The 20,637-nt window shown below is 60.9% G+C and carries 14 protein-coding genes; 8 read left to right on the forward strand and 6 right to left on the reverse strand.

Annotated elements, in window-relative coordinates; translation table 11 throughout:
• The first annotated feature begins 151 nt into the window (after positions 1 to 151).
• Together NQ036_RS02570 and NQ036_RS02575 are read left to right on the forward strand one after the other, a co-directional pair.
• Positions 152 to 1,117, forward strand: coding sequence for a cyclase family protein (locus NQ036_RS02570; RefSeq protein ID WP_257048074.1), 966 nt, complete (start codon positions 152 to 154; stop codon positions 1,115 to 1,117).
• Positions 1,117 to 2,826, forward strand: coding sequence for an AMP-binding protein (locus NQ036_RS02575; protein WP_257048073.1), 1,710 nt, complete (start codon positions 1,117 to 1,119; stop codon positions 2,824 to 2,826). The genes NQ036_RS02570 and NQ036_RS02575 overlap by 1 nt, the downstream gene beginning before the upstream one ends.
• Positions 2,827 to 3,290: 464 nt before the next feature.
• On the opposite strand, the gene NQ036_RS02580 is transcribed toward NQ036_RS02575, so the two are convergent.
• From NQ036_RS02580 to NQ036_RS02590, 3 genes are all read right to left on the reverse strand, one after another.
• A complete protein-coding gene (locus NQ036_RS02580) occupies positions 3,291 to 4,142 on the reverse strand; it encodes a hypothetical protein (RefSeq protein WP_257056980.1) in 852 nt (283 codons plus the stop codon).
• A gap of 61 nt (positions 4,143 to 4,203) precedes the next feature.
• On the reverse strand, positions 4,204 to 5,172 hold the full coding sequence (locus NQ036_RS02585; RefSeq protein ID WP_257056981.1) for a hypothetical protein: 969 nt from the start codon (positions 5,170 to 5,172) through the stop codon (positions 4,204 to 4,206).
• Between the two features lie 134 nt (positions 5,173 to 5,306).
• A complete protein-coding gene (locus NQ036_RS02590; RefSeq protein WP_257048070.1) occupies positions 5,307 to 5,921 on the reverse strand; it encodes a hypothetical protein in 615 nt (204 codons plus the stop codon).
• A 172-nt stretch (positions 5,922 to 6,093) separates the two neighbouring features.
• Here NQ036_RS02590 and NQ036_RS02595 point away from each other — a divergent pair, with 172 nt between their 5' ends.
• From NQ036_RS02595 to NQ036_RS02615, 5 genes are read left to right on the forward strand one after another with little or no spacing between them, the layout of a single operon-like run.
• On the forward strand, positions 6,094 to 8,133 hold the full coding sequence (locus NQ036_RS02595; RefSeq protein ID WP_257048069.1) for an AlpA family transcriptional regulator: 2,040 nt from the start codon (positions 6,094 to 6,096) through the stop codon (positions 8,131 to 8,133).
• Between the two features lie 2 nt (positions 8,134 to 8,135).
• Positions 8,136 to 9,725: a type I restriction-modification system subunit M gene (locus NQ036_RS02600; protein ID WP_257048068.1), complete on the forward strand. Its 1,590-nt coding sequence runs from the start codon at positions 8,136 to 8,138 to the stop codon at positions 9,723 to 9,725.
• Positions 9,722 to 10,867: a restriction endonuclease subunit S gene (locus NQ036_RS02605; protein WP_257048060.1), complete on the forward strand. Its 1,146-nt coding sequence runs from the start codon at positions 9,722 to 9,724 to the stop codon at positions 10,865 to 10,867. The genes NQ036_RS02600 and NQ036_RS02605 overlap by 4 nt, the downstream gene beginning before the upstream one ends.
• A gap of 60 nt (positions 10,868 to 10,927) precedes the next feature.
• On the forward strand, positions 10,928 to 14,203 hold the full coding sequence (locus tag NQ036_RS02610) for a type I restriction endonuclease subunit R (RefSeq protein WP_257056982.1): 3,276 nt from the start codon (positions 10,928 to 10,930) through the stop codon (positions 14,201 to 14,203).
• Positions 14,203 to 15,960, forward strand: a complete 1,758-nt coding sequence (locus NQ036_RS02615; protein WP_257056983.1) for a hypothetical protein — start codon at positions 14,203 to 14,205, stop codon at positions 15,958 to 15,960. The genes NQ036_RS02610 and NQ036_RS02615 overlap by 1 nt, the downstream gene beginning before the upstream one ends.
• A 315-nt stretch (positions 15,961 to 16,275) precedes the next feature.
• Here NQ036_RS02615 and NQ036_RS02620 read toward each other — a convergent pair whose 3' ends face one another.
• The 3 genes from NQ036_RS02620 to NQ036_RS02630 form a co-directional block, all read right to left on the reverse strand.
• Positions 16,276 to 16,572: a helix-turn-helix domain-containing protein gene (locus NQ036_RS02620; protein WP_257048057.1), complete on the reverse strand. Its 297-nt coding sequence runs from the start codon at positions 16,570 to 16,572 to the stop codon at positions 16,276 to 16,278.
• The gene (locus NQ036_RS02625; protein WP_257048056.1) at positions 16,569 to 16,886 is read right to left on the reverse strand and encodes a type II toxin-antitoxin system RelE/ParE family toxin; all 318 of its coding nucleotides are present in this window, start codon (positions 16,884 to 16,886) and stop codon (positions 16,569 to 16,571) included. The genes NQ036_RS02620 and NQ036_RS02625 overlap by 4 nt, the downstream gene beginning before the upstream one ends.
• A 61-nt stretch (positions 16,887 to 16,947) precedes the next feature.
• Positions 16,948 to 18,699: a DUF885 domain-containing protein gene (locus NQ036_RS02630; protein ID WP_257056984.1), complete on the reverse strand. Its 1,752-nt coding sequence runs from the start codon at positions 18,697 to 18,699 to the stop codon at positions 16,948 to 16,950.
• Between the two features lie 110 nt (positions 18,700 to 18,809).
• Between NQ036_RS02630 and NQ036_RS02635 the strand changes: the two genes are divergently transcribed.
• Positions 18,810 to 20,636, forward strand: a complete 1,827-nt coding sequence (locus NQ036_RS02635) for an ABC transporter family substrate-binding protein (protein WP_257056985.1) — start codon at positions 18,810 to 18,812, stop codon at positions 20,634 to 20,636.
• Position 20,637: the final 1 nt, after the last annotated feature.

The following is a 20,637-nucleotide window of genomic DNA, read 5'->3' on the forward strand; positions in this document are numbered from 1 at the left end:
CCACATGCCATCACTTCCCAAAGCCGCCCATCTCTTGTTAGTGTCTAAACACCGAACGTACGTTCGGCCGGTTTGAAGGCTGTTTCGAAGACGAACTGCCCGAATCCGGAAGTGCACAGATAACGACGACGTTGTCCGAAAGGGGTCGATGATGACCGATAGCACCAAGAAAGCACCCGAGCTGACCGAACTACTGGCCGACTCACCCACCAACTGGGGCAAGTGGGGACCGGACGACCAGGTCGGCTCTCTGAACTACCTGACCAACGCCGAGGTCCTGCGCGGCATCAAGTCCGTGAACTCCGGCGACCTGTTCACCCTGCAGCGCCTGATCGGCGATCCCAAGGGCGACCCCGTGTGGCCCGGCCGCGAACCCGCCACCGTTGAAATGGTGTGGGACGAAGCCAGCTGGGACGGCGAGGGCGCACCCCAGTTCCCCGGCGGCCTGCACTACGCCGACGACACCATGCACGCCTTCCTGCAGGGCTCCACGCAGTACGACGCGCTGGGCCATGTCTGGTACGGCGGGAAGATCTACAACGGCTACGACGCCCGCACCACCGTGGGCGGCCTGGACAAGGCCAGCGTCGAACCCATCGCCGAACGCGGCGTGGCCGGACGCGGTGTGCTCATCGACATGGCCCGCTACTTCGGCGTCGACGCCCTGCCGGCACGCAAGACCTTCGACCACAACGACCTGATGGCCGCGGCTGCACAGCAGGGCGTGACCATTGAGAAGCACGACATCCTGGTCATCCGCACCAACCACCTGCAGCTGTTCTTCGAACAGGGCGACGCCTTCTACGAGGACTTCTGCGAGCCGGGCCTGCAGTACTCCCCCGAACTCGTCCAGTGGTTCCAGGACATGGAGATCCCCAACCTGGTCACCGACCTGATCGGCAACGAGGTCACCACCGACCCGGACACCGGGGTATCCCTGACCCTGCACAATGCGCTGATGCGCAATCTGGGCGTGGTCTTCTCCGAGATCTGCGACCTGGAGAAGCTGGCGGCGGCCTGCGCCGCGGACGGCAAGTGGGACTTCTTCTACGTTGCGGCCCCGCTGAAGATCAACCGTGCCTCGGGCTCCCCTGTCAACCCGGTGGCGATCCGCTGATGGGTGCGACGCTTCCGTTCTCCACGCACCTCGAACCGCCGCACGACACCATGCCGGCCATGTGGGATGCGACCGTGGCAGAACACGGCGAGCGTCCGTTCATCCACTCCTTCGAGGACACGCTCACCTTCGCGCAGGCCGATGCCCGCGTGCGGGTCATCGCCGCCGAGCTCCACCGCCGCGGCGTCAGCAGGGGCGATCGGGTTGCGCTGTATCTGCAGAACGATCCGCTGTTCCTGCTGGCCCTGGTCGCGATCTGGCGGGTGGGCGGCGTGATGGTGCCGATCAACCCGATGAACACCGCCCATGAGCTGCGCTACCATCTGGAGGATTCCGGGGCCAAGGCCCTGGTCACTATCCCCGACCTGTGGGAGTCCGTGGCCGCCGGAGTGGTGGGCGATACCGCCGTCGAGTTCGCGCTGATCGGCGCGCACCGCGCCTGGTCGCCGCTGGGCACCGACGCTCCCGCCGGTTCGGTTCCCCCGATCACCGAGGTCGCACTGCCCGAAGGTCTGGGTGTCGAGTTGGACCTGCCCGGCGCCGGTGACTGCGAGCGCGTTGCCGTGGTCGAGGTCGCCCCCGGCCCTGTGGCCGCCGCACCCGGCGGCGAGCTGCCCGACCCGGGCCTGACGGGCGAGTCGGTCGCGGTACTGTCCTACACCTCGGGCACTACGGGCAAGCCCAAGGGTGCGATGAACACGCACGGGAACCTGACCTTCAATTCGGAGTCCTATGTCGGGTTCACGGGCTTGCAGGCCGGTGAGCCGATCCTCGGCATCGCTCCGCTGTTCCACATCACGGGGCTGGTCGGGCACATCACCCTGGCGATTCGGATCGGTGCGCCGGTGGTGCTCAGCCACCGGTTCCAGCCCGAGGTCATGCTCGAATCGGTACGCCGGTGGCAGCCGGTGTTCACGATCGGTGCGATCACAGCGCTCATGGCCCTGGCGGATTGCCCGCAGGTGCAGGCGGGTGCCGATGGTGGACCCTCCCCGGACTTCGCGTCCTTCAAGGTCCTGTATTCGGGCGGGGCGCCGATCGCCCCTGCACTGCAGGATCGGCTGGAGGGGATCTTCGGAGCGTACATCCACGGGGCCTTCGGAATGAGCGAAACGGCATCGCCCGTGGTCGCCGTGCCACAGGGCGAGCGGGCACCGGTGGATCCGGAATCGGGTGCGCTGGCACTGGGCAAGGCGATCTACGATACGACCGTGAAGGTGCTCGACGACGACGGCAACCCTGTGCCCGACGGCACCTATGGTGAGCTGGCGGCAGCGGGCCCGCAGATCATCCCGGGCTATTGGAACCGGCCGGACGCCAATGCGACAACCTTCCACGACGGAATGTTGAAGACCGGGGACATCGGGTTCAAGGACGCCGACGGCTGGTTCTACCTGGTGGACCGGAAGAAGGACATGATCAACGCCTCGGGCTACAAGGTGTGGCCGCGCGAGGTCGAGGATGTGCTCTACGGTCATCCGGCCGTGTCCGAGGTCGCGGTCGTCGGCGTGCCCGACGAGTACCGCGGGGAGACGGTCAAGGCCTTCGTGGCCCTGAAGGCCGGGACGACTGCGACGCCGGAGGAGATCGTGGCCTACGGCAAGGAGCACATGTCGGCCTATAAGTACCCACGCCAGGTCGAGGTCGTGGACGAGCTGCCGAAGACCGCCACCGGCAAGATCCTGCGCCGGGTGCTGCGGGATCAGTAGCGGGCTGTCCCGGCGAGGCGGGAGCGCCGGCCGGTCATCGCAAGCGCATGATGCTGCGCTTCCATAGGAAAGCGCAGCATCATGCGCCTATACCGTTGAACGCAATTGGCCGCACGGACGGGAATGAGCCGCCGCTGGTTCCAAAGCCTCGAAACCGGCACGCCGGCAGGCCCAAACCGCCGATCCACTGCTAGAATTTTAAGTTTTTTAAGTCTTTTTAAGACTCAGGTTCATCGGAGGAACCGCCTATGCCCGCACGGCCCCCGCCGGGCACACGTTTCCAATCGCCTGGTGGTCGGCGATCTGTCTGGCCTCTTAAAACTAGCGGTAACGACGAAAGCCTCAGGCACCAATCGTCCTACTGGTGCCTGAGGCTTTCTTCCTGTCCCGTCGTAACGGGTGACTGGTATGAGCATGCGGTCGAGCGCCTAGCTAGTCAAGCGTTGCCCTGAAAGTCGGGTACTTCAGCCGAAGAGTGGGAGTGCGAGCAAGGTCTGAATCTGCTCGAACACCCACTGCCCCAGTTCACCACCGAGTGCCCCGGCCAAGCCGGTGCCCAGTGCTGAGATGAACTTTTTTCCCTTACCGGTCTTCAGGCCATCTTCGATCCCGTCGACCAGCTCTGCTTGTTCGGGTGCCGCCTCGGCCACCTTTGCGCGAATACCGGCAACGATGTCCAATGCCGTCTGCAGGTCAGTGTTCACGTTCTGCTGAGTGTTCAACGTGTTGTGGTCACCCTGCGACACTGCGGCAATACTGCTGCCAGTGAAGTTGTTGTTGATGTTGGTTCCCATGTGGTTTCCTTCCACTTTGTCGAAATCCTCTGGACCATAGCCGGATTCCAGACACCGGCGGCCACGCCGCTCGATTGAGGACCGCACCAAGGGGACTCCCCAAGAGGCCAAAACTTTAACCATTCCCATTTCTTCCAGTTCCTGAACCTCCTGCTCGCATTCGCCCACAGAGACGGCTGGGCGGACAGCACCCGCCAGATGGGCAGCCAGCTCGTCCGCAGAACCCCCAATTCGGTCTTCCTCAAGTACCGCCAAGATCCCCAGTCCGATCTCGTCGCGTCGGACCTGATTCGCCTTCCGCCTGAGGACGACGTCCTGACCAGGCTTCAGGTGCACATCACGCTGACCGGTCAGGTCCTTCTCCCCAGAGACGACTCCCCGCTCGAACAGTTCCTGTTCCGCAGCGGCTTTGTTCTCCAGCGCGAGGTCACCGTCCGAAACCTTGGCACTGGACACCCCGTGTTCGGCCATCCAGACTGCCAACTTCAGTGCTTCATGAGTCAACGCTTCCATCTTTTTCATCCTCTCTTACCCTTCTTGGTGCGGCCACAGGAGATTCTGCCCTCCGCCGACCTTTGTTCCGTCACCGGACAGCACTCGCCGCCGGCCCCAGCAGCACTTCGATGAACGACCCGTCTAGCACGGACGGGAATCCGAAAAGGAAGCCCATCTCCAGCGCGAACACGACCAGCAGAACCAGGACAGACTTCCAAGTAGTAGTCTCAAAGCTCTGTGCTGCTTTAGTCACCCAGGAGAACCGCGAAAGACTCTGACTCATCCGGCTATAGGCGTCCCAACCGACAAGTGACAACGCGGCGCTCACATCGAGAAGCAGAGTCATTGTCAGTCCGACCAGTGCGAGCAGGGCCATCACCAGCAGCTGCGGATCGCGGATGAATAGCTCCGCCGGCGGTTCAATAGTGAAGGACAGAATCCAGGGCAGAACGCCATCATTGATGCTGGGCACCACTGTGACATCGTGCAAGGCATTGGCTACATCGACCATCGTCTTGCCGTCCCAGCTGAACTGGAAGATGAAGTATCCCAACAGCACTGTCGCAATGATCGACAAGCACAGTTCGACCACGACATATGCGGTCTGCGGACTCTTCGCATGTCGTCGGTCGGACACCAGGAACCGGATGGTGACCACGGTCAGCATGAGCGCCGCACCAACCATGCCGCCCAGGACGGGGATGAAGAAGCGTCCGAATGCTGCTGCCGCGACCAGCAGCAGAACAATCACCAGAGCCAACATGCCGTTGCTCATGCCCGGTTGGCCACCGCTGGTATATCCGACAGAGTGCCGGATGTTGTACTGGATTCTCTGGATTGTCGTGTGGTTCTGTGTCTGGTCGATATCGACCGTTCCCGAGTTATCGGTGACGACGGCCTGTTGCCCGTCCTTGTTCTTCGCCTTGACCTGTTTGCCCGAGCTGGGCGGTTCATGGGTGAAACCCATCTTGTTGCCCAGCGGGAGCGCTGCGACGAACAGTGCGCCTAGGATCGCCGAGATCGTTCCGCTGGCGATGCTTTCCACAAAGTCGTTCATGTTCTTGCCTTCCGTTCGATGGTGCCTGTCGGTTCGGTTCCCTCTTCTTCTCTTGATGTGCTCTATAGCGCGGTGGTGCTGCCGAGGTCTTTACGTCTTCTATGGCCCTCTGGCGGACTGGAACCGCACACAACTCATTTCTTCAACTTTCCTTCGTAGAGCACTGATGCGTAGGAGCTACCCGCGCTGAACTCGATCTGAACGGTCTCAGCGCCCTTGATCCCGTAGGCCACAGTGCGCGTCTGCTTACGCCCCGCCTGGATCTTGGAGAAGTCGGCCCCTTCCAGACCACCGGCAGTATCGAAGACCTCTTGGGCCTCTGTTCCCTCATCGCCGACAGAGACGGAATCAATGGATGCAAGCCTTCCGTCAAAAGTCCTGTCCGAACCGTTCTTCACCGTGATGGAGAACTTCTGCAGGGCACCGCCGCTGTCCTCAGCGCCGATTCCCGATGACGTGACCCGACCGGATCCCAAGTACTTGATGGTGACCGCGAGTCCGTCGTCGTAGGTCCAGGTTTCGCCGAATGCCTTGACGTCCGACTCCCCGGCATCACCGGAGAGCGCGTCATCGCCGGCCGGCGCAGCACCAGCTCCGGTCTCCACCGGTGCGTCCGCCACTTCGTCGATGTCCTTGACCGGCGTGCTGGAGTCTAGGCCGGTTCCGCAACCGGTCAGCATGAGCGCGCTGCATGCAATAGCGGCCAGGGTGCCCGACATGCGGGTGATGAGGGTCTTCGAGGTCTTCATAGGAGGTCCTTCCGGGAAGCGAATGTGTGTTGATCGGTATCCATCGTGGGACAGACCATGCTCATTTGTCCTCAGCTATTCCGTTAAGCCCCCTTAACACTTTTTCGAGTCTCATCCACACACTTTTCCACTACTGTTGATATCGATAAGCCCGCCGCAGGAAGGAGGAATCGTGACGGCACAGTTGTTGACCATGCAGGACATCGCCAATCTGGCACAGGTGTCCCGCCCAGCCGTTTCCCAGTGGCGCCGCCGCGACACCATCCGTGGCGCCCACGTCCCCTTCCCCTCCCCCGTATCCCGTCACTCCGGCGTGGAGCGCTTCGCCTACGACGACGTGACAGCATGGCTACGCAAAACGGAAAGGGGCAACAACCCCGAATTCGCCGAGGACGCACCCTCCCTGGCACTCCCCGAACCGGCTATCGCCGAGGCCACCGCGCTGGTGCTACTCGCTCTGCGGACCGCTGCGCCCGATGACCTGGTCAACCTTCCGCCCGATGCGCTGGTCACTCTTGCTGTAGAGCTGGACCCGGAGGACTCCTTCTTGTTCTCGGAAGCCCTGGACGCGGAGTTCACCCCTGAAGAGCTGCAATTCGTCGACGGGCTGTACTCCGCCTCCTATGGTTCAAACGATGCACTGGCCCGTCTGGATGCTGGCCGGATCGCCAGGAACCAGGGCAAGCGCGGCTTTACAGACGACCTTATGGACGCGCTGTGCGCTGTCATTGACGCAAGTGGGTCCCCCGTCACGGTGTCTGTCGATTCCCCGGACTTCCTCCCGATAACCAGGGCGAAGATGTGCGCCGGCCTGCAGATGAAAGCCGCCGACTCCGAAACCGAAGCAACCGATACCACGCAGGAACGCTTGACCAGACTGCGGGCCCATATCACCGGAATTCCCCTGGCGACGCCGGATTCGGACCCATGCTGCGCCATCATGTCAGTGCATGGACTCCCCCGCGAGTCAGTGTTCTCCGCTATTGACGACTTGGCCCTCAACCTGACTGATCAGGACAGGGCCATCGTGATCGGACCGGCCGATATGCTCTGCGAGCGTCCGGAGAACCGAGCAACGGCCGAGGACCGCGCAGTGGCCCTCCGCGCCACGCACTCATCGAACAGTGGACGTCTGGCAGCGGCCCTGCGCCTGCCCCGGGGCTGGTGGAAGGAATCCGTCAACCAGGCCATGGGACTGTGGCTGTTGGATGGGACCGGGGGCATCAAGCACCCGTATGTCGCCGACCTTGTCGACCAGCGCATCGACCTCACCGAACTACAGAATGATCTGGCTGCAGTCCTTCACTTGATTCATCCAGCGGATGCCGGCACTGCACAGAGCTCCGGCCGGTCGTTCAAATATCTGCAGGGCTACAGTGCAGCCGACATCTTCAGCGGCCATCCGGTAGTCCCCGCTGGAGCCATAGCCGAACGGTTCGGGTTGGAGACGACCACGCACATCGATCAGGTGCAGGCCGCCACAGTGCTCACTGCGTCCACATCCGCACCTTGCTTGGACGTCGCGGTGCAGCCCGCACCCGGTCATATGCGGCTTCCGACCGTACCTTTGGGCCAGTTGCTGGGATTCCATGACACCAAGGGAGGCAAGCGTCAAACACAGATCAAGCGGATCAACGGCAGCCGCATCGATCCTCGGGATTCCGACTCCAACGGGACAGTCCCCGTGCGCAGCGCCGGATCCGAAACACCTTTGTTCTACTTGGACCCCATCGACGCGACGAAGGCCTACCCGCAAGCAGCACATACGGAGCCCGGCGATGTGGTCTTCACATGCAATCCACCGGCAGCCCATGTCGATGAGACAGGTGGTTCCATCGTCATGAGTCCCAGCCGAATCCTGCGGGTACACAAGGACCCACCCGCGGAGCCGGAGGTGGATGCGGCCGGGCAAATCGTCGAACATCGCCCCCAGAAACGCACGGTGGGACCGCATGCCCTGGCGGATCAGATCAACCGCCAGACCGGCACCGAACACCTGGCCTGGCAGATCTCGCTGATCCCCACCGACCAGGCGGAGGCCTTGGAGTCCGCATTGCGGGATGCCCAAGCGTATAGAACAGAATTGAACCAACGGCTCGCCGCCGCTTCCTCACTGAGTGAACACCTCATTGCGGGGATCTCCGACGGCACGCTGAACATCGTTGACCGGTCCGGATGGGTCGGCGCGGAGGAACAGGAAGGCACCAACTGAACATGGCCAAGAAAAAGTCTCCACATGCGCCCAGCACCATGGCTGAGCTCAAGGCGACACTATGGAAAGCAGCGGACCGGCTGCGCGGTTCTCTGTCCGCCAGCCAGTACAAGGACGTCATCCTGGGATTGGTCTTCCTCAAGTACGTCAACGATGCTTTCGATGAACAGCAGCAGATCGTCAAGGACCGTCTAGCCGCCGAAGGCATCACAGACGAAGAGGACCTGGCAACCCTCTCGGTCGACCCTGACCTGTACGAGGGATCTGGTGTCTTCTTGGTCCCGGACGAGGCCCGCTGGACCTTCCTGGCCCAGCATGCCAAGGGTCTGAAAGGTCAAGATGGTGAACCGGACAGGACGATCGGTTCGCTGATCGACTCCGCGATGGAACGGCTCATGGCCTTCAACCCGTCGCTCAAGGACACGCTGCCACGTCTGTACAACCGGGACAATATCGACCAGCGCCGCCTGGGTGAACTGATCGACCTGTTCAACTCCACCCGGTTCTCCGCCCAGGGGGAACACCGCGCCCGCGACCTGATGGGCGAGGTCTACGAATACTTCCTGGCGGAATTCGCCAGGGCCGAGGGCAAGCGCGGTGGGGAATTCTTCACCCCGCGTTCGGTGGTCCGCACCCTGGTCGAGGTTCTGGAACCGTACAGTGGCCGGGTCTACGATCCGTGCTGCGGTTCCGGCGGCATGTTCGTCCAGTCGGAGGAATTCATCGCCGACCGCGGCGGCGATCCGCAGAGCATCAACATCTTCGGCCAGGAATCCAATGAGGAAACCTGGCGGATGGCAAAGATGAATCTGGCGATCCACCAGATGAGCAACAAAGGGCTGGGCGCACGCTGGGGCGACACCTTCGCCCGTGACATCCACGCGGATGTGAAGATGGACTTCGTCATGGCAAACCCGCCATTCAACCTCAAGGAGTGGGTGCGCCGGGAGGACGATCCGCGCTGGGCCTACGGCGTGCCGCCGGCCCGCAATGCGAACTATGCGTGGATTCAGCACATCATCTCGAAGCTGAACGACTCGGGCAAGGCCGCAGTCGTCATGGCCAATGGTTCTATGTCGTCGAATTCCGGCGGCGAGGGCGATATCCGCGCGCAGATCGTGGAGGCTGACTTGGTCAGCTGCATGCTGGCACTGCCCACCCAATTGTTCCGCTCCACCGGCATCCCGGTGTGCGTATGGTTCTTCGCCAAAGACAAGGGATCACGCAAAGGTCAGACTCTGTTCATCGACGCCCGCGATATGGGGCACATGATCAGCCGTGCGGAACGCGATCTGAGCCCCGAGGACATCAAGCTGATCAGCGGTACCTTCCACCGGTGGATGGGCACCTCGGACGACGATGCCGAATACGAGGACGTGCCGGGCTTCTGCAAGTCCACCACCTTGGCAGACATCCAGGCTGCCGGCTACGCGCTGACTCCTGGCCGCTATGTCGGTGCCCCACCGGCGCCGGAGGACTTGGAGCCGATCGATCAGAAGATCGCCCGATTGAAGAAGGAACTGGCCGAGGCCTTCGACGAGTCCGCCCGCCTGGAGCGTGTCGTGCGCGAACAGCTGGGGAGGCTGGGATGAGCTGGGAGACTGTCACTCTAGGCGAGATCTGCAGTCAAGCTGATGGAGGCATCCAGACCGGACCTTTTGGATCACAATTACATGCATCTGACTATGTCGCCGAGGGCATTCCTGTGGTCATGCCGCAGGACATCGGCGACAACGTCATCACCACTGAGAACATTGCAAGAATTGGCGTAGATGACGTCAGCCGTCTGTCCCGTCACCAACTGGCCTATGGAGACATAGTCTATTCACGGCGCGGCGACGTCGAGAGACGTGCACTCGTCCGTGAGTCGAACGTTGGTTGGCTGTGCGGCACCGGTTGCCTGCGAGTTAGAATTAAGGACCAGAACGTACACGATTCGCGATTTATTTCGTACGCTTTGGGCCTTGAACAGTCGCGCACGTGGATTCGTAAACATGCAGTAGGCGCCACCATGCTCAATTTAAACACGGGAATTTTGTCAGCCGTTCCCCTTTCTATTCCTGCACTCTACGAGCAGCAGGCGATTGCCGAGGTGCTGGGAGCGCTCGACGACAAAATCGCCGCCAACGAACGAGTCGCAAAAAAGTTGGATGCCCTCATTGATGCCCTCGTCTATCAAATTGTCGCACAGGGGAAAAGAATGATGGTAGGCGACATTCTCACTCTTAACTATGGAAAATCACTCCCGGCAAAACTGCGTAACCCAGGAGATATTCCAGTGGTCGGAAGCGGAGGAATATCCGGTTACCACGACACTTACTTGGTCAAAAATTCGGGAACAGTGATCGGCCGAAAGGGGACAGTAGGCGCCACATACTGGGTCAATGGCCCTCACTATCCTATAGATACCGCATATTTTGTCGAATCCTCCCTACCCTATTCAAATGAACTACTTTATAGACTAGTGAAAACTGTCGACTTCACTGGCCTGAATTCTGATTCTGCTGTACCAGGGCTGAATAGAGATGAGGCATATTCACAACCAATAATGATTCCATCCAGCGAGCAGATAGGGACGATTTCTAATCTTGCGGCCTCCTTCCAAGCATCCATTTCAGCGGTAGATGGGGAATCCACAGCCCTGGCCAGGACCCGAGACGAGCTGCTGCCCTTGCTCATGTCTGGCAAGATCACAGTTAAGGACGCCGAAGCCATCGCCTCGGACGCCGTATAAGGACCATATGAGGTTCGGGCACGAACCCACCCGTGCCCGAACCTCTGCAAAGGAGCACCGATGATCCCCGAAGATGCTTGGGAAGAGTTCATGCTGAACCGCCTGTACGACCATGGTTGGGAGACCATGGCAGGCAAGGACGTAGCCCCCGGCGCACCCGATGGGCGCGTTACCTGGGCCGACCCGGTAATCCGGGCCAGGGCCTCGGCCGCGGTGCGCAAACTCAACCCGACCGTCCCCGGTCGGTACCTGGAGGAAGCACTCAAAGAGGTCCTGGCCACCGCCAGCTCGGACGCCCTACATGAGAACTTCCGTTTCCATCAGGCGCTGACGGATGGCTATCGCGGAATCAGCTACGTCGATTCCGAGGGAATCGAGCAGAACCCGACGATCCGTTTGATGAGCAGTAGGGTCAAAGACAACGACTACCTGGCGGTCAACCAGGTAACCATCCGCGACCGCGACCACGAACGCCGCTTCGACATCGTGCTCTACGTCAACGGCTTTCCGTTGGTGCTCGTGGAGCTCAAGCGGGCTGGGTCGGAGTCGGCGACCATCGCGGACGCGCACGCCCAGCTGCAGACCTATCTGCAGGAATTCCCCGATGCCTTCACCTGTCCCGTCCTCTCTGTGATCAGCAATGGTCTGCAGGCCGAGTACGGGACCCCGTTCACGCCGCTGAACCACTTCAGCCCGTGGAATGTCGACGATGACGGTGTGCCCGTACCATTGGGCGCCGACCCCAAGGACGACAACACCAATCTGCCCATCGAGGTGCTCACCGACGGCCTGTTCAACCAGGAGCGCTTCAATCAGATCGTGAAGAACTACGTGTCCTTCTCCCAGGGTGCTGATGGTCTGGTCAAGCGGGTCGCCAAGCCGCATCAGTACTTCGCGGTGACGAAGGCGGTGGGCAACACGGTCGATGCCGTGCGCAACGATGGCAAGGTGGGCGTCGTCTGGCACACCCAGGGCAGTGGCAAGTCCATGGAGATGGAACTTTACGCGCACCTGGTGGCCGGCCAGCCCGAACTGAAGAACCCCACGCTGGTGGTCGTCACCGACCGCACAGAACTGGATTCGCAGTTGTTCGACGGGTTCGCGTCCTCGCAATTGCTGGGCGAATCCCCTATCCGCATCGAGACCCGCTCCCAGCTTCGGGAGCAGCTGAGCGTTCGAGCCACCGGCGGGATTTTCTTCACCACTCTGCAGAAGTTCGGCCTGACCAAGGCGGAAAGGGACAATGGCTTGTCCCATCCTCGGCTGAGCGAGCGGCACAACATCATCGTGATCGTCGACGAGGCCCACCGCAGCCACTACGACAACCTCGACGGCTATGCCCGGCACATCCGCGACGCGCTGCCGCATGCGTCGTTCATCGCCTTCACCGGTACCCCGATCTCATTCGCGGACAGGAACACCGAAGCCGTGTTCGGCCCGATCATCGACACCTACGATCTGACCCGCGCCGTGGAGGATGGGGCGACGGTCCCCGTCATCTACGAACCCCGTCTGGTGTCCATGGGACTGGGCGATGACGTTTCGGAAGACGATCTGAACAACGCCGCGGATGAGGCCACTGTCGGTCTCGACGACGTGGAGCGCGAAAAGGTCGAAAGGTCAGTTGCCGTCATCAACGCGGTCTATGGTGATCCCAAGCGCCTGAAGGTGCTGGCCCGGGACATCGTGTCGCATTGGAAGGTCCGGTCTGAGGCGATGCGGGGATTCCTGTCCACCCCGGGACACCCAACGGGCGGCAAGGCGATGATCGTGTGCGCCACCCGTGAGATCTGCGCCAGGCTGTACAAGGAGATCATCGCCCTTGAGCCTTCGTGGGAGGGAGCCAGCGGCTCCGCCGGGGTGGATGACGGCAAGGTCAAGGTCGTTTATTCGTCCGACGCTACCGACCAGGGAATTGTAACTGAGCACCGCCGCAGGCAGGCGCAGAATCAGGCGATTCAGAACCGTCTGCGCGATCCCGACGATGAGCTGGAATTGGTCATCGTCAAGGACATGATGCTCACCGGATTCGACGCTCCCCCGCTGCACACCCTGTATGTGGACCGGCCACTCAAGGGTGCGCTGCTCATGCAGACCCTGGCCCGGGTCAACCGGACGTTCAGGGACAAACCCGCGGGTCTACTTGTGGCCTATGCGCCGATCACCCAAAACCTGCAGGACGCCCTGGCCGAATATACGGAGACGGATCAACGGAAGAAGCCTGTCGGGCGCGACACGACTCAGGCGCAGCAAACCGTCCGCCAGGTCCTGGCGGAACTGGACACCCTGTGCGCCGGCTTTGATTGGCGCACGGCCTTGGATGAACAGGGCAATTCCGTCTGGATCCGCACCGTGCTGAAACTGACGAACTACCTGCGCAAGCCGGCAAACCAACACGTGGCCGGACTCGGTGCGCCTGACCGTGGAAATGCCGACGACAAAGTGGACCAGGCTGTAGGTGCTTCGGGGCTGGAGGGCGAAGAGTCCTCAACCCCAACCTTAGCCGGTCGGTTCCGGGAGCGTGCCGGGCAGTTAGCCCGCGCTTGGGCTCTGGCCGGAGGCGACCTGGACCAGGAGAAGGCACTGACCCGGGACGTGCGCTTCTACGAAGAAGTCCGCGTGTGGATGGCGAAGTACGACGCCCAGGAACGCCAGGCCGAGGGACAGCCCGTCCCCGAGGACGTCGAGCGCCTGTTGGCCTCTCTGATGGAGGGCGCGACGCAGACCGGCGAGGTCATCGACATCTATGCGCTGGCAGGCTTGGAGACACAGTCGATTACCGAGCTTGCGCCCGAGCTGCGCAAGCGAGTCGAGGATCCGGACCAGGCTCATCTGGCGATAGAAGAGCTGCGCAATGAGTTGGTGCGCGAATCCGACCGGCTGACCCACAACAACCTGACCAGGCAGAAGGCCTTTGCCGAACGGATCAAGGAGCTGATGAACCGCTATACGAACCAGCAGCTGACCAGTGCCGAGGTCATGGCGGAACTGATCGCAATGGCCAAGGACGTTGCAGCCGAGGCGACCCGCGGTGACCACTTCGATCCCCCACTGGCCTATAGCGAACTGGCTTTCTACGATGCCTTGGCCGACAACGAATCCGCGGTTGAGCTGCAGGGTGACGATGTCCTGGCGCAGATCGCCAGGGAATTGGTGAAGATCATGAACCAGGACGTCAAGACGGACTGGACTGTGCGCGACGATGTCCGTGCCAAACTCAGGTCATCGGTCAAGATCCTGCTGGCCAAGTACAAGTACCCGCCGGATCGGCGCAAAGAGGCCATGGACGCGGTCATTGATCAAATGGAACAGCTAGCGAAGAAGAGGGCACAGTGATGGGTGAGCAGCGGGTCGAAGCCAACGTCCTCATCAAGCAGTATCGAAATTTCCTGGACCAGTTCCAGATCCGAACCAGCACCACGCGATTTGACTCGTACCGGACCCTTAAAGACAGAGAGCTCCTCGACGCCCTGGCTAATGACTTTCAGACAATATGCGCCATGCCTGTTCAAACCGACTGGATATCTGAGACAATAGCACTCCCGGACTCACCCTTACGCACAGCATTAGCGCTTGGCCTATCTCTCAGAGTAAAAACACAGAGCTGGTGGGATCAGGCACGTTTCATCCTCAGCCTTACCGCATCACCAAACACCCACACCAACACCGCTATACAAAACCTGATTCGCAAATCAAACCCCTACAACAAGGAACAAGTTGAGGAAGTCGAACGTCGCATTTCGAAATTGATTAAAGAATATGACTTAATTTCCGAAATCTCAGACAGACTAGGATGGAACGAATTTGCAGACCTGGTATACTCTATCAATCCTGAGCCATTCACCCCAGATGCGATAATCACTCAGTACAATGAATTTCTTGACAAGCAAAGCTTCAGGAGCATGCAGCTCGGGCATGCGCCAGTGACTCGCAGCAGGAGAAGTCCCGCCGACGTAATAAGCTACCATTTTGCCCATACTATGCCATTCAACCCGCTTTTTGACTGGCCTACCGAAATTTCCAGATTACAATCGACCGAGCTTAGCTCAATCTTGTGGTCTGCACTACAGTCCCGGGTTAAAACCTTGCCTTGGGTTGACCAAGCAGATTTTATAACAACAGCAGGACTACGAAACTCTCCCGGCGCACAAGCGAGGCTCAGGGAAATGACGGTGCAGATTCGCTTAAGAGGATCTTCCAATTCACGGAAAAAAGATTTTACCGAAATTCTGGTTAGATGCGCAGGTGACCGAAATAAGAAAAAAGCACTCGCGGATCTATGCACAAGTGTAGGCTGGTCGGAAGTAGCCCAATCCTTAAGCAAGAAAGAAACCAAGTCTTCCAACCCCACCCGACTTCAAGAAACTAGGGGTATCAACACATTATCAGGGAGCATACCTCAAACTAAGGTAGTATCCTCGGGGTCCCGTCCTTGTGCAGTCGTACTGGTAGGCGAATCTGTTGCAAAAGAGATACTGCGACAGTTTCAATCACTTAAGGATGTCCGTCTCGACCAAGCATCCCGTTTCCTCGCTGAAGAACTGACAATTCACAAGCACTGGAGACTTTACCTGAGTGAGAAAATCCCAGTTAAATGGCGAGGCGGGTCTGGGAATGTCTCCATTATTGACATATCTGTCATCGGAGCAAGCCGCCTCTATGTACAGTTCTTCCAGGCCAACGGAATTGTGCAACTTTCTTCCGGGTCCACTATTGATCAGCTAGGACTTTCCTCGTATAACGATACTGGCGACAGATCCAACAGCAGATTGCGCCTCTTGACAAATATCGCAATACTATATGTTTTTGGCGAAACAGGATCGATATTCAAGACAAGTGTTTCTGAATATTGGCGGCGAGCTGAACAAGTGTCAGGAAATAAGTTCTATCCTACAGATGTGTACCGAATCGAACATCTAATTGAGAATGACAGAGCCCGGGCTATCGCGCCAGAGTTAACAACCATCTCAGTACCACCGGAGCCAACCACACAAAGGAAACCTCATAATACCCGTGGGTATAAGAGACGAGTTCCCAGCGGGGGACATACCCTGGTATCCGCCTATCGGACCGGCGGGAAAAAACGCAAATAACCAATCAGAAGGAGAACAACCATGTCAGACGCACAAACAAGCCCCGTGTCAGAGAACACCACAGGCCAGCCAGAGCCAGCGGTCGAAGCTACTAAAACGTCCACCGGTCACGTCATCCGTGCCCACAAGCGGCGCATGCCCAATGGGAAGGTCGCAGAGGTTTCCGCGCATCGTCGCGGCCAGCGCAAACAGTCATCCCACGACGACTGACGAACCCTCGGACTAGCTGACGACCTCGGAGCTCGTCAGCTGGTCTGCGGCGAGGCCACACCAGCGCTTCATCGAATTACCGATCAAGAAGCACGATTGCTCGGTTCAAGCCGCGAACTTGACGCTCAGGTGTCCGCCTGTGGAACGAGCCACCCGGGCCAGAGTCTTGAGCGTAGGGAGGCTACCTCCGCCTTCGAGGTTGGAAATATAGGACTGCGTAACCCCCATCGCCGCAGCGAGCTGTGCCTGTGTCATTCCCGCTTCATGCCGTGCATCGTAAATGGCCTGAGCAAGGTCGAGGGAAAGCTCCGCAACATCGGAAGCAACATCAAACTCTGCCCGTTCCTCAGGAGGCATGGCCGCGAGACGCTTGGCGTGATATTCAGAGGCTTCGATAGTCATGATTGCTCCTTCTGTGCACGGCGAGCGCGGAGAATCTCCCTACGCTCGTTGTTCTTCTGCTTATAAAAGGTAGTCAGGGTGATAATGCGCTGCTCTGGCTGAAAGGTGTAGGTGATGCGCCGAGCCTTATTCTCCAAGTTGAAGCGGAGTTCGAAGAGCCCCTCACCAAGCGGCTTCGACAGCGGCATGCGAAGCATATTACCCGCCACCTCGAGACGCGCAACCACTCGACGCACCGTAGCGTACTGCCCAGCGGTGAGGCCGTCGAGCCACGCTTGCACTTCGTCGGAGTAGACCACCGTCCATATTTCCACACCCCTACATTACTTCAGATGCATATACATGTCGAATGATATTTTGACCTCGCTTGCGTTGCTAGCCCACGAACTTCTGCAGGGTACTCAGGCCCACCGAGCCCAGGTCCAGGGCGCGGGAGTGGAAGTCCTTGAGGTCGAAAACCCGACCCGCGGCAACGGCGGCACCCTGGGCGTCGGCCCGCAGCTGCTCCCAGATCCGCTGGCCGATCTTGTAACTGGCGGCCTGCCCCGGCCAGGTCAGGTACCGGGTCCATTCGAAGCGCAGGGAGGTGTCGATGGTGGCCAGGTGGGCGCGCAGATAGGTCCAGGCCTTGTCCGCATCCCAGGTCCCTCCACCCACGGACTTCGGCGCAGCCAGTCCCAGGTGCACGCCCAGATCCACAACCACGCGGGTGGCGCGCAGCATCTGCGAGTCCAGGGTGCCCATATAGTCCCCCGGCTCGTCCATAAAGCCCAGTTCGGCCATCAGCGCCTCGGCGTACAGGGCCCAGCCCTCGCCGTGCCCTGACACCCAGCACAGGTTGCGCCGCCAATTGTTCAGCGTGGCCCGGTTGTACGTCGCCCCGCCCATCTGCAGGTGGTGCCCCGGCACCCCCTCGTGGAAGACGGTCGTCTTCTCCTGCCAGGTGGTGAAGTCGGTGACCCCGCGCGGCACCGACCACCACATCCGCCCCGGGCGCGAGAAATCATCGGTCGGCCCCGAATAGTAGACCTCACCCGAGCCATTGGGGATGACCATGCACTCGATGCGCTGCAGCGGTTCGGGAATGTCGAAGTACGTGCCGTTCACCGCACGGATCGATTCGTCGGCCACCCCCTGCATCCAGGCCCGCAGCTCCTCGGCCCCGTGCAGTATCCGCGCCGGTTCCCGGTCCAAACGTTCCATGGCCTCGGCCACGGTGGCGCCGGGGTACAGGGCCTCCGCGGTGGCCTGTTGGGCCGCGCGCAGCCGCTCGACCTCGTCGAGCGCCCAGGCGTAGGTCTCCTCGAAGTCCACTTCGGCGCCCAGGAACTGCCTGCTGTACAGGGCGTAGTCCTCCCGCCCGCAGGCGTCATCGGCCGCGGTGGCCGGCAGGATCTCACGCGTTAAGAACTCCGCCAGTTCCCCGTAGGCGGCCTTGGCGGCGTCGGCCGCGGTGCGCAGCCGCCCGGCCTGCGCCCCGGGGGCGCCTACGATGAAGGCGTCGAAGAAGCCATCGGCCCGGGTCACCTCGTCCGTCTGCTCCACGACCGAGGCGACCTGCCGGCGGGTGGGCGCCTTCCCTGCCGCTACGGCCCGGCGCAGCGACTCGGCATAGCCACGCAGGCTGCCGGCCACGCTGTGCATCCGCGCAGCGTTGGACTCCCAGTCATCGGCGGTGGACTTCGGCAGCAGGTCGAAGGTGTTGCGGATGAACTGCGTGGCCGATTCGATGTTGTTGAGCGGCGCCAGATCCAGGCCGGCGGCATGCATATCGGCGGCCAGCCCCAGGCGTTCGCGCAGGGCGTCGGCGGTGACCGCGTCGACCTCGTCGAAGGCTCCGGGGGCGGCGGAACTCTCGATCTGCTCCAGCCGGGCCCGGGTCTGCGCATTCAGCTCGGCCGCCGCGTCGACCGCGTCCGGGGAGTAGTCGTCCAGCCCTGCCGAGTCCCCCTCGATTCCCAGGTAGACCTGCCAGGAGGGCATCCGGGCGATCACCCGGTCCGCGTATTCATCGGCCAGTGCGTCGATCACGGACGGGACGCGGGCCGGACCGGCGGCATTGCCGGCAGCAACGCCGGCTCCGCGGCCATCAGTACCAGCACCGGAAACGGGCTTCGAAGAGTTCATACCTGCACCCTATCGGGGCCCGCACTCGCGCACAGCAGCAGGCCCCCTGGAACTGAATGGCCATTCAGGATAGGCTGAAATGACGCAAGCCACCTTGAGAGGACACTCCCATGTTCAAGCCCACCATGACGATCTGCGCCCTGTCGGCGACCACGGCCCTGCTGTTGGCCGGGTGCACGCCGAACGCCGCGGACTCACCGGCCCAGGAGGCCGGCGGCGGGAATTCCGAGGTCTCGGTCATGTCCGATCAGGTCTTCTACTCCATGAACGCGGAGACCAACAGCGGCAATGCCGTGACCAATTCGAACGTCACCTACATGATGGATGACGCCTTCTCCTACTACGACAAGGACCTCAAGCTGCAGCCCAATCCCTCCTTCGGCACGGTGGAGAAGGTCTCCGATAAGCCGATGAAGGTCAAGTACTCGATCGCGGATACCGCGAAATGGTCCGACGGCACGCCCTACTCCGCGGCTGACCTGGTACTGGCCTGGGGCGCGCGCAGTGGCAACTTCAACACCAAGGAGGCCGCCGATGCCACCGACGAGGACGGCTACGTGAAGAAGCAGAAGGGCAAGAGCGTCATCTTCAACTCCGCCGACCCCGGGCTGGCGCTGATCAAGGACTTCCCCGAAGTCTCCGCTGACGGGAAGACCGCGACCTTCGCCTACTCCCGGCCCTTCGCCGACTGGAATATCAATATGACGATCCAGGACTCCGGCCTGCCCGCCCACATCGTGGCGAAGAAGGCCCTGGGCATCGACGATCCCACCAAGGCCAACGCCGCCATCCTCAAGGCGTTCAAAGACGACGACAAGGCCGCACTGGCGAAGATCGCCAATGTCTGGAACTCGGGCTTCGACTTCACCACACTGCCCGACGACCCGGACCTGCTCATCGGCACGGGGCCCTATAAGATGACGGAGTTCAAAAAGGACCAGTACGTCACCCTGGAACGCCGCGATGACTACCAGGGCAGCCGCAAACCCAAGCTGGACAAGATCACCATCCGCTACAACGAGGACCCCACCGCCGCGGTCCAGGCCCTGCAGAACGGCGAGGTCGACGTGATCGACCCGCAGCCCACAGCCGATATCCGCAAATCCCTGGATGCACTCGACGGGGTGACCACTCAGAACGGCCTGGACGGCACCTATGAACACCTCGACACGGTATTCGACAACAAGGGCCCCTTCGATCCGGCCAGCTACGGCGGGGACAAGGAGAAGGCAAAGAAGGTCAGGCAGGCGTTCCTCATGTCGGTGCCGCGCCAGAAGATCGTCGACGACATCATCAAGCCGCTGAACCCGGACGCCACCACCCGCGATTCCTTCACCCAGGTCCCCGGCTCGCCCGCGTACGACACAATCGTCGCGCAGAACGGGCTCAAAGACGGCTTCGGCACCCTCGACACGGACAAGGCCAAGTCCCTGCTGCAGGAAGCCGGCGCGGACAAACCGAAGGTCCGCATCCTCTACGCCAAGGACAATCCGCGCCGCGAACAGGTCTTCCAGCTGATCAAGGAGAGCGCGGAAAAGGCCGGCTTCGAGGTCGTCGCCAATGCCGACCCACAGTGGAGCGCACACCTGAACAACACGGAGACCTACGACGCTGGGCTGTTCGGCTGGGCCACGGAGACCACCGCGAAGACGGAGACCGACTCCTACTTCCGCACGGGCGGGACCAACAACGCCGGCAAGTACTCCAACCCCACGGTGGACAAGCTGCTGGACGATCTGCAGACCCAAACCGACGAAACCAAACAGACGACCCTGCTGGGCGACATCGAAAGGCACCTGGTCGACGATGCCTACGGCACGATCCTCTACCAGTTCCCCGCAATCGTGTCCTCCCGCAACAGGGTGCAGGGAGTCGACCCCATCACCGTCATGCCCACCCTGTTCTGGAACTTCCAGGACTGGACCGTGCAGGACTGAC

This window comes from Brevibacterium sp. 91QC2O2 (genome assembly GCF_024580695.1).
Lineage (GTDB): Bacteria > Actinomycetota > Actinomycetes > Actinomycetales > Brevibacteriaceae > Brevibacterium > Brevibacterium moorei.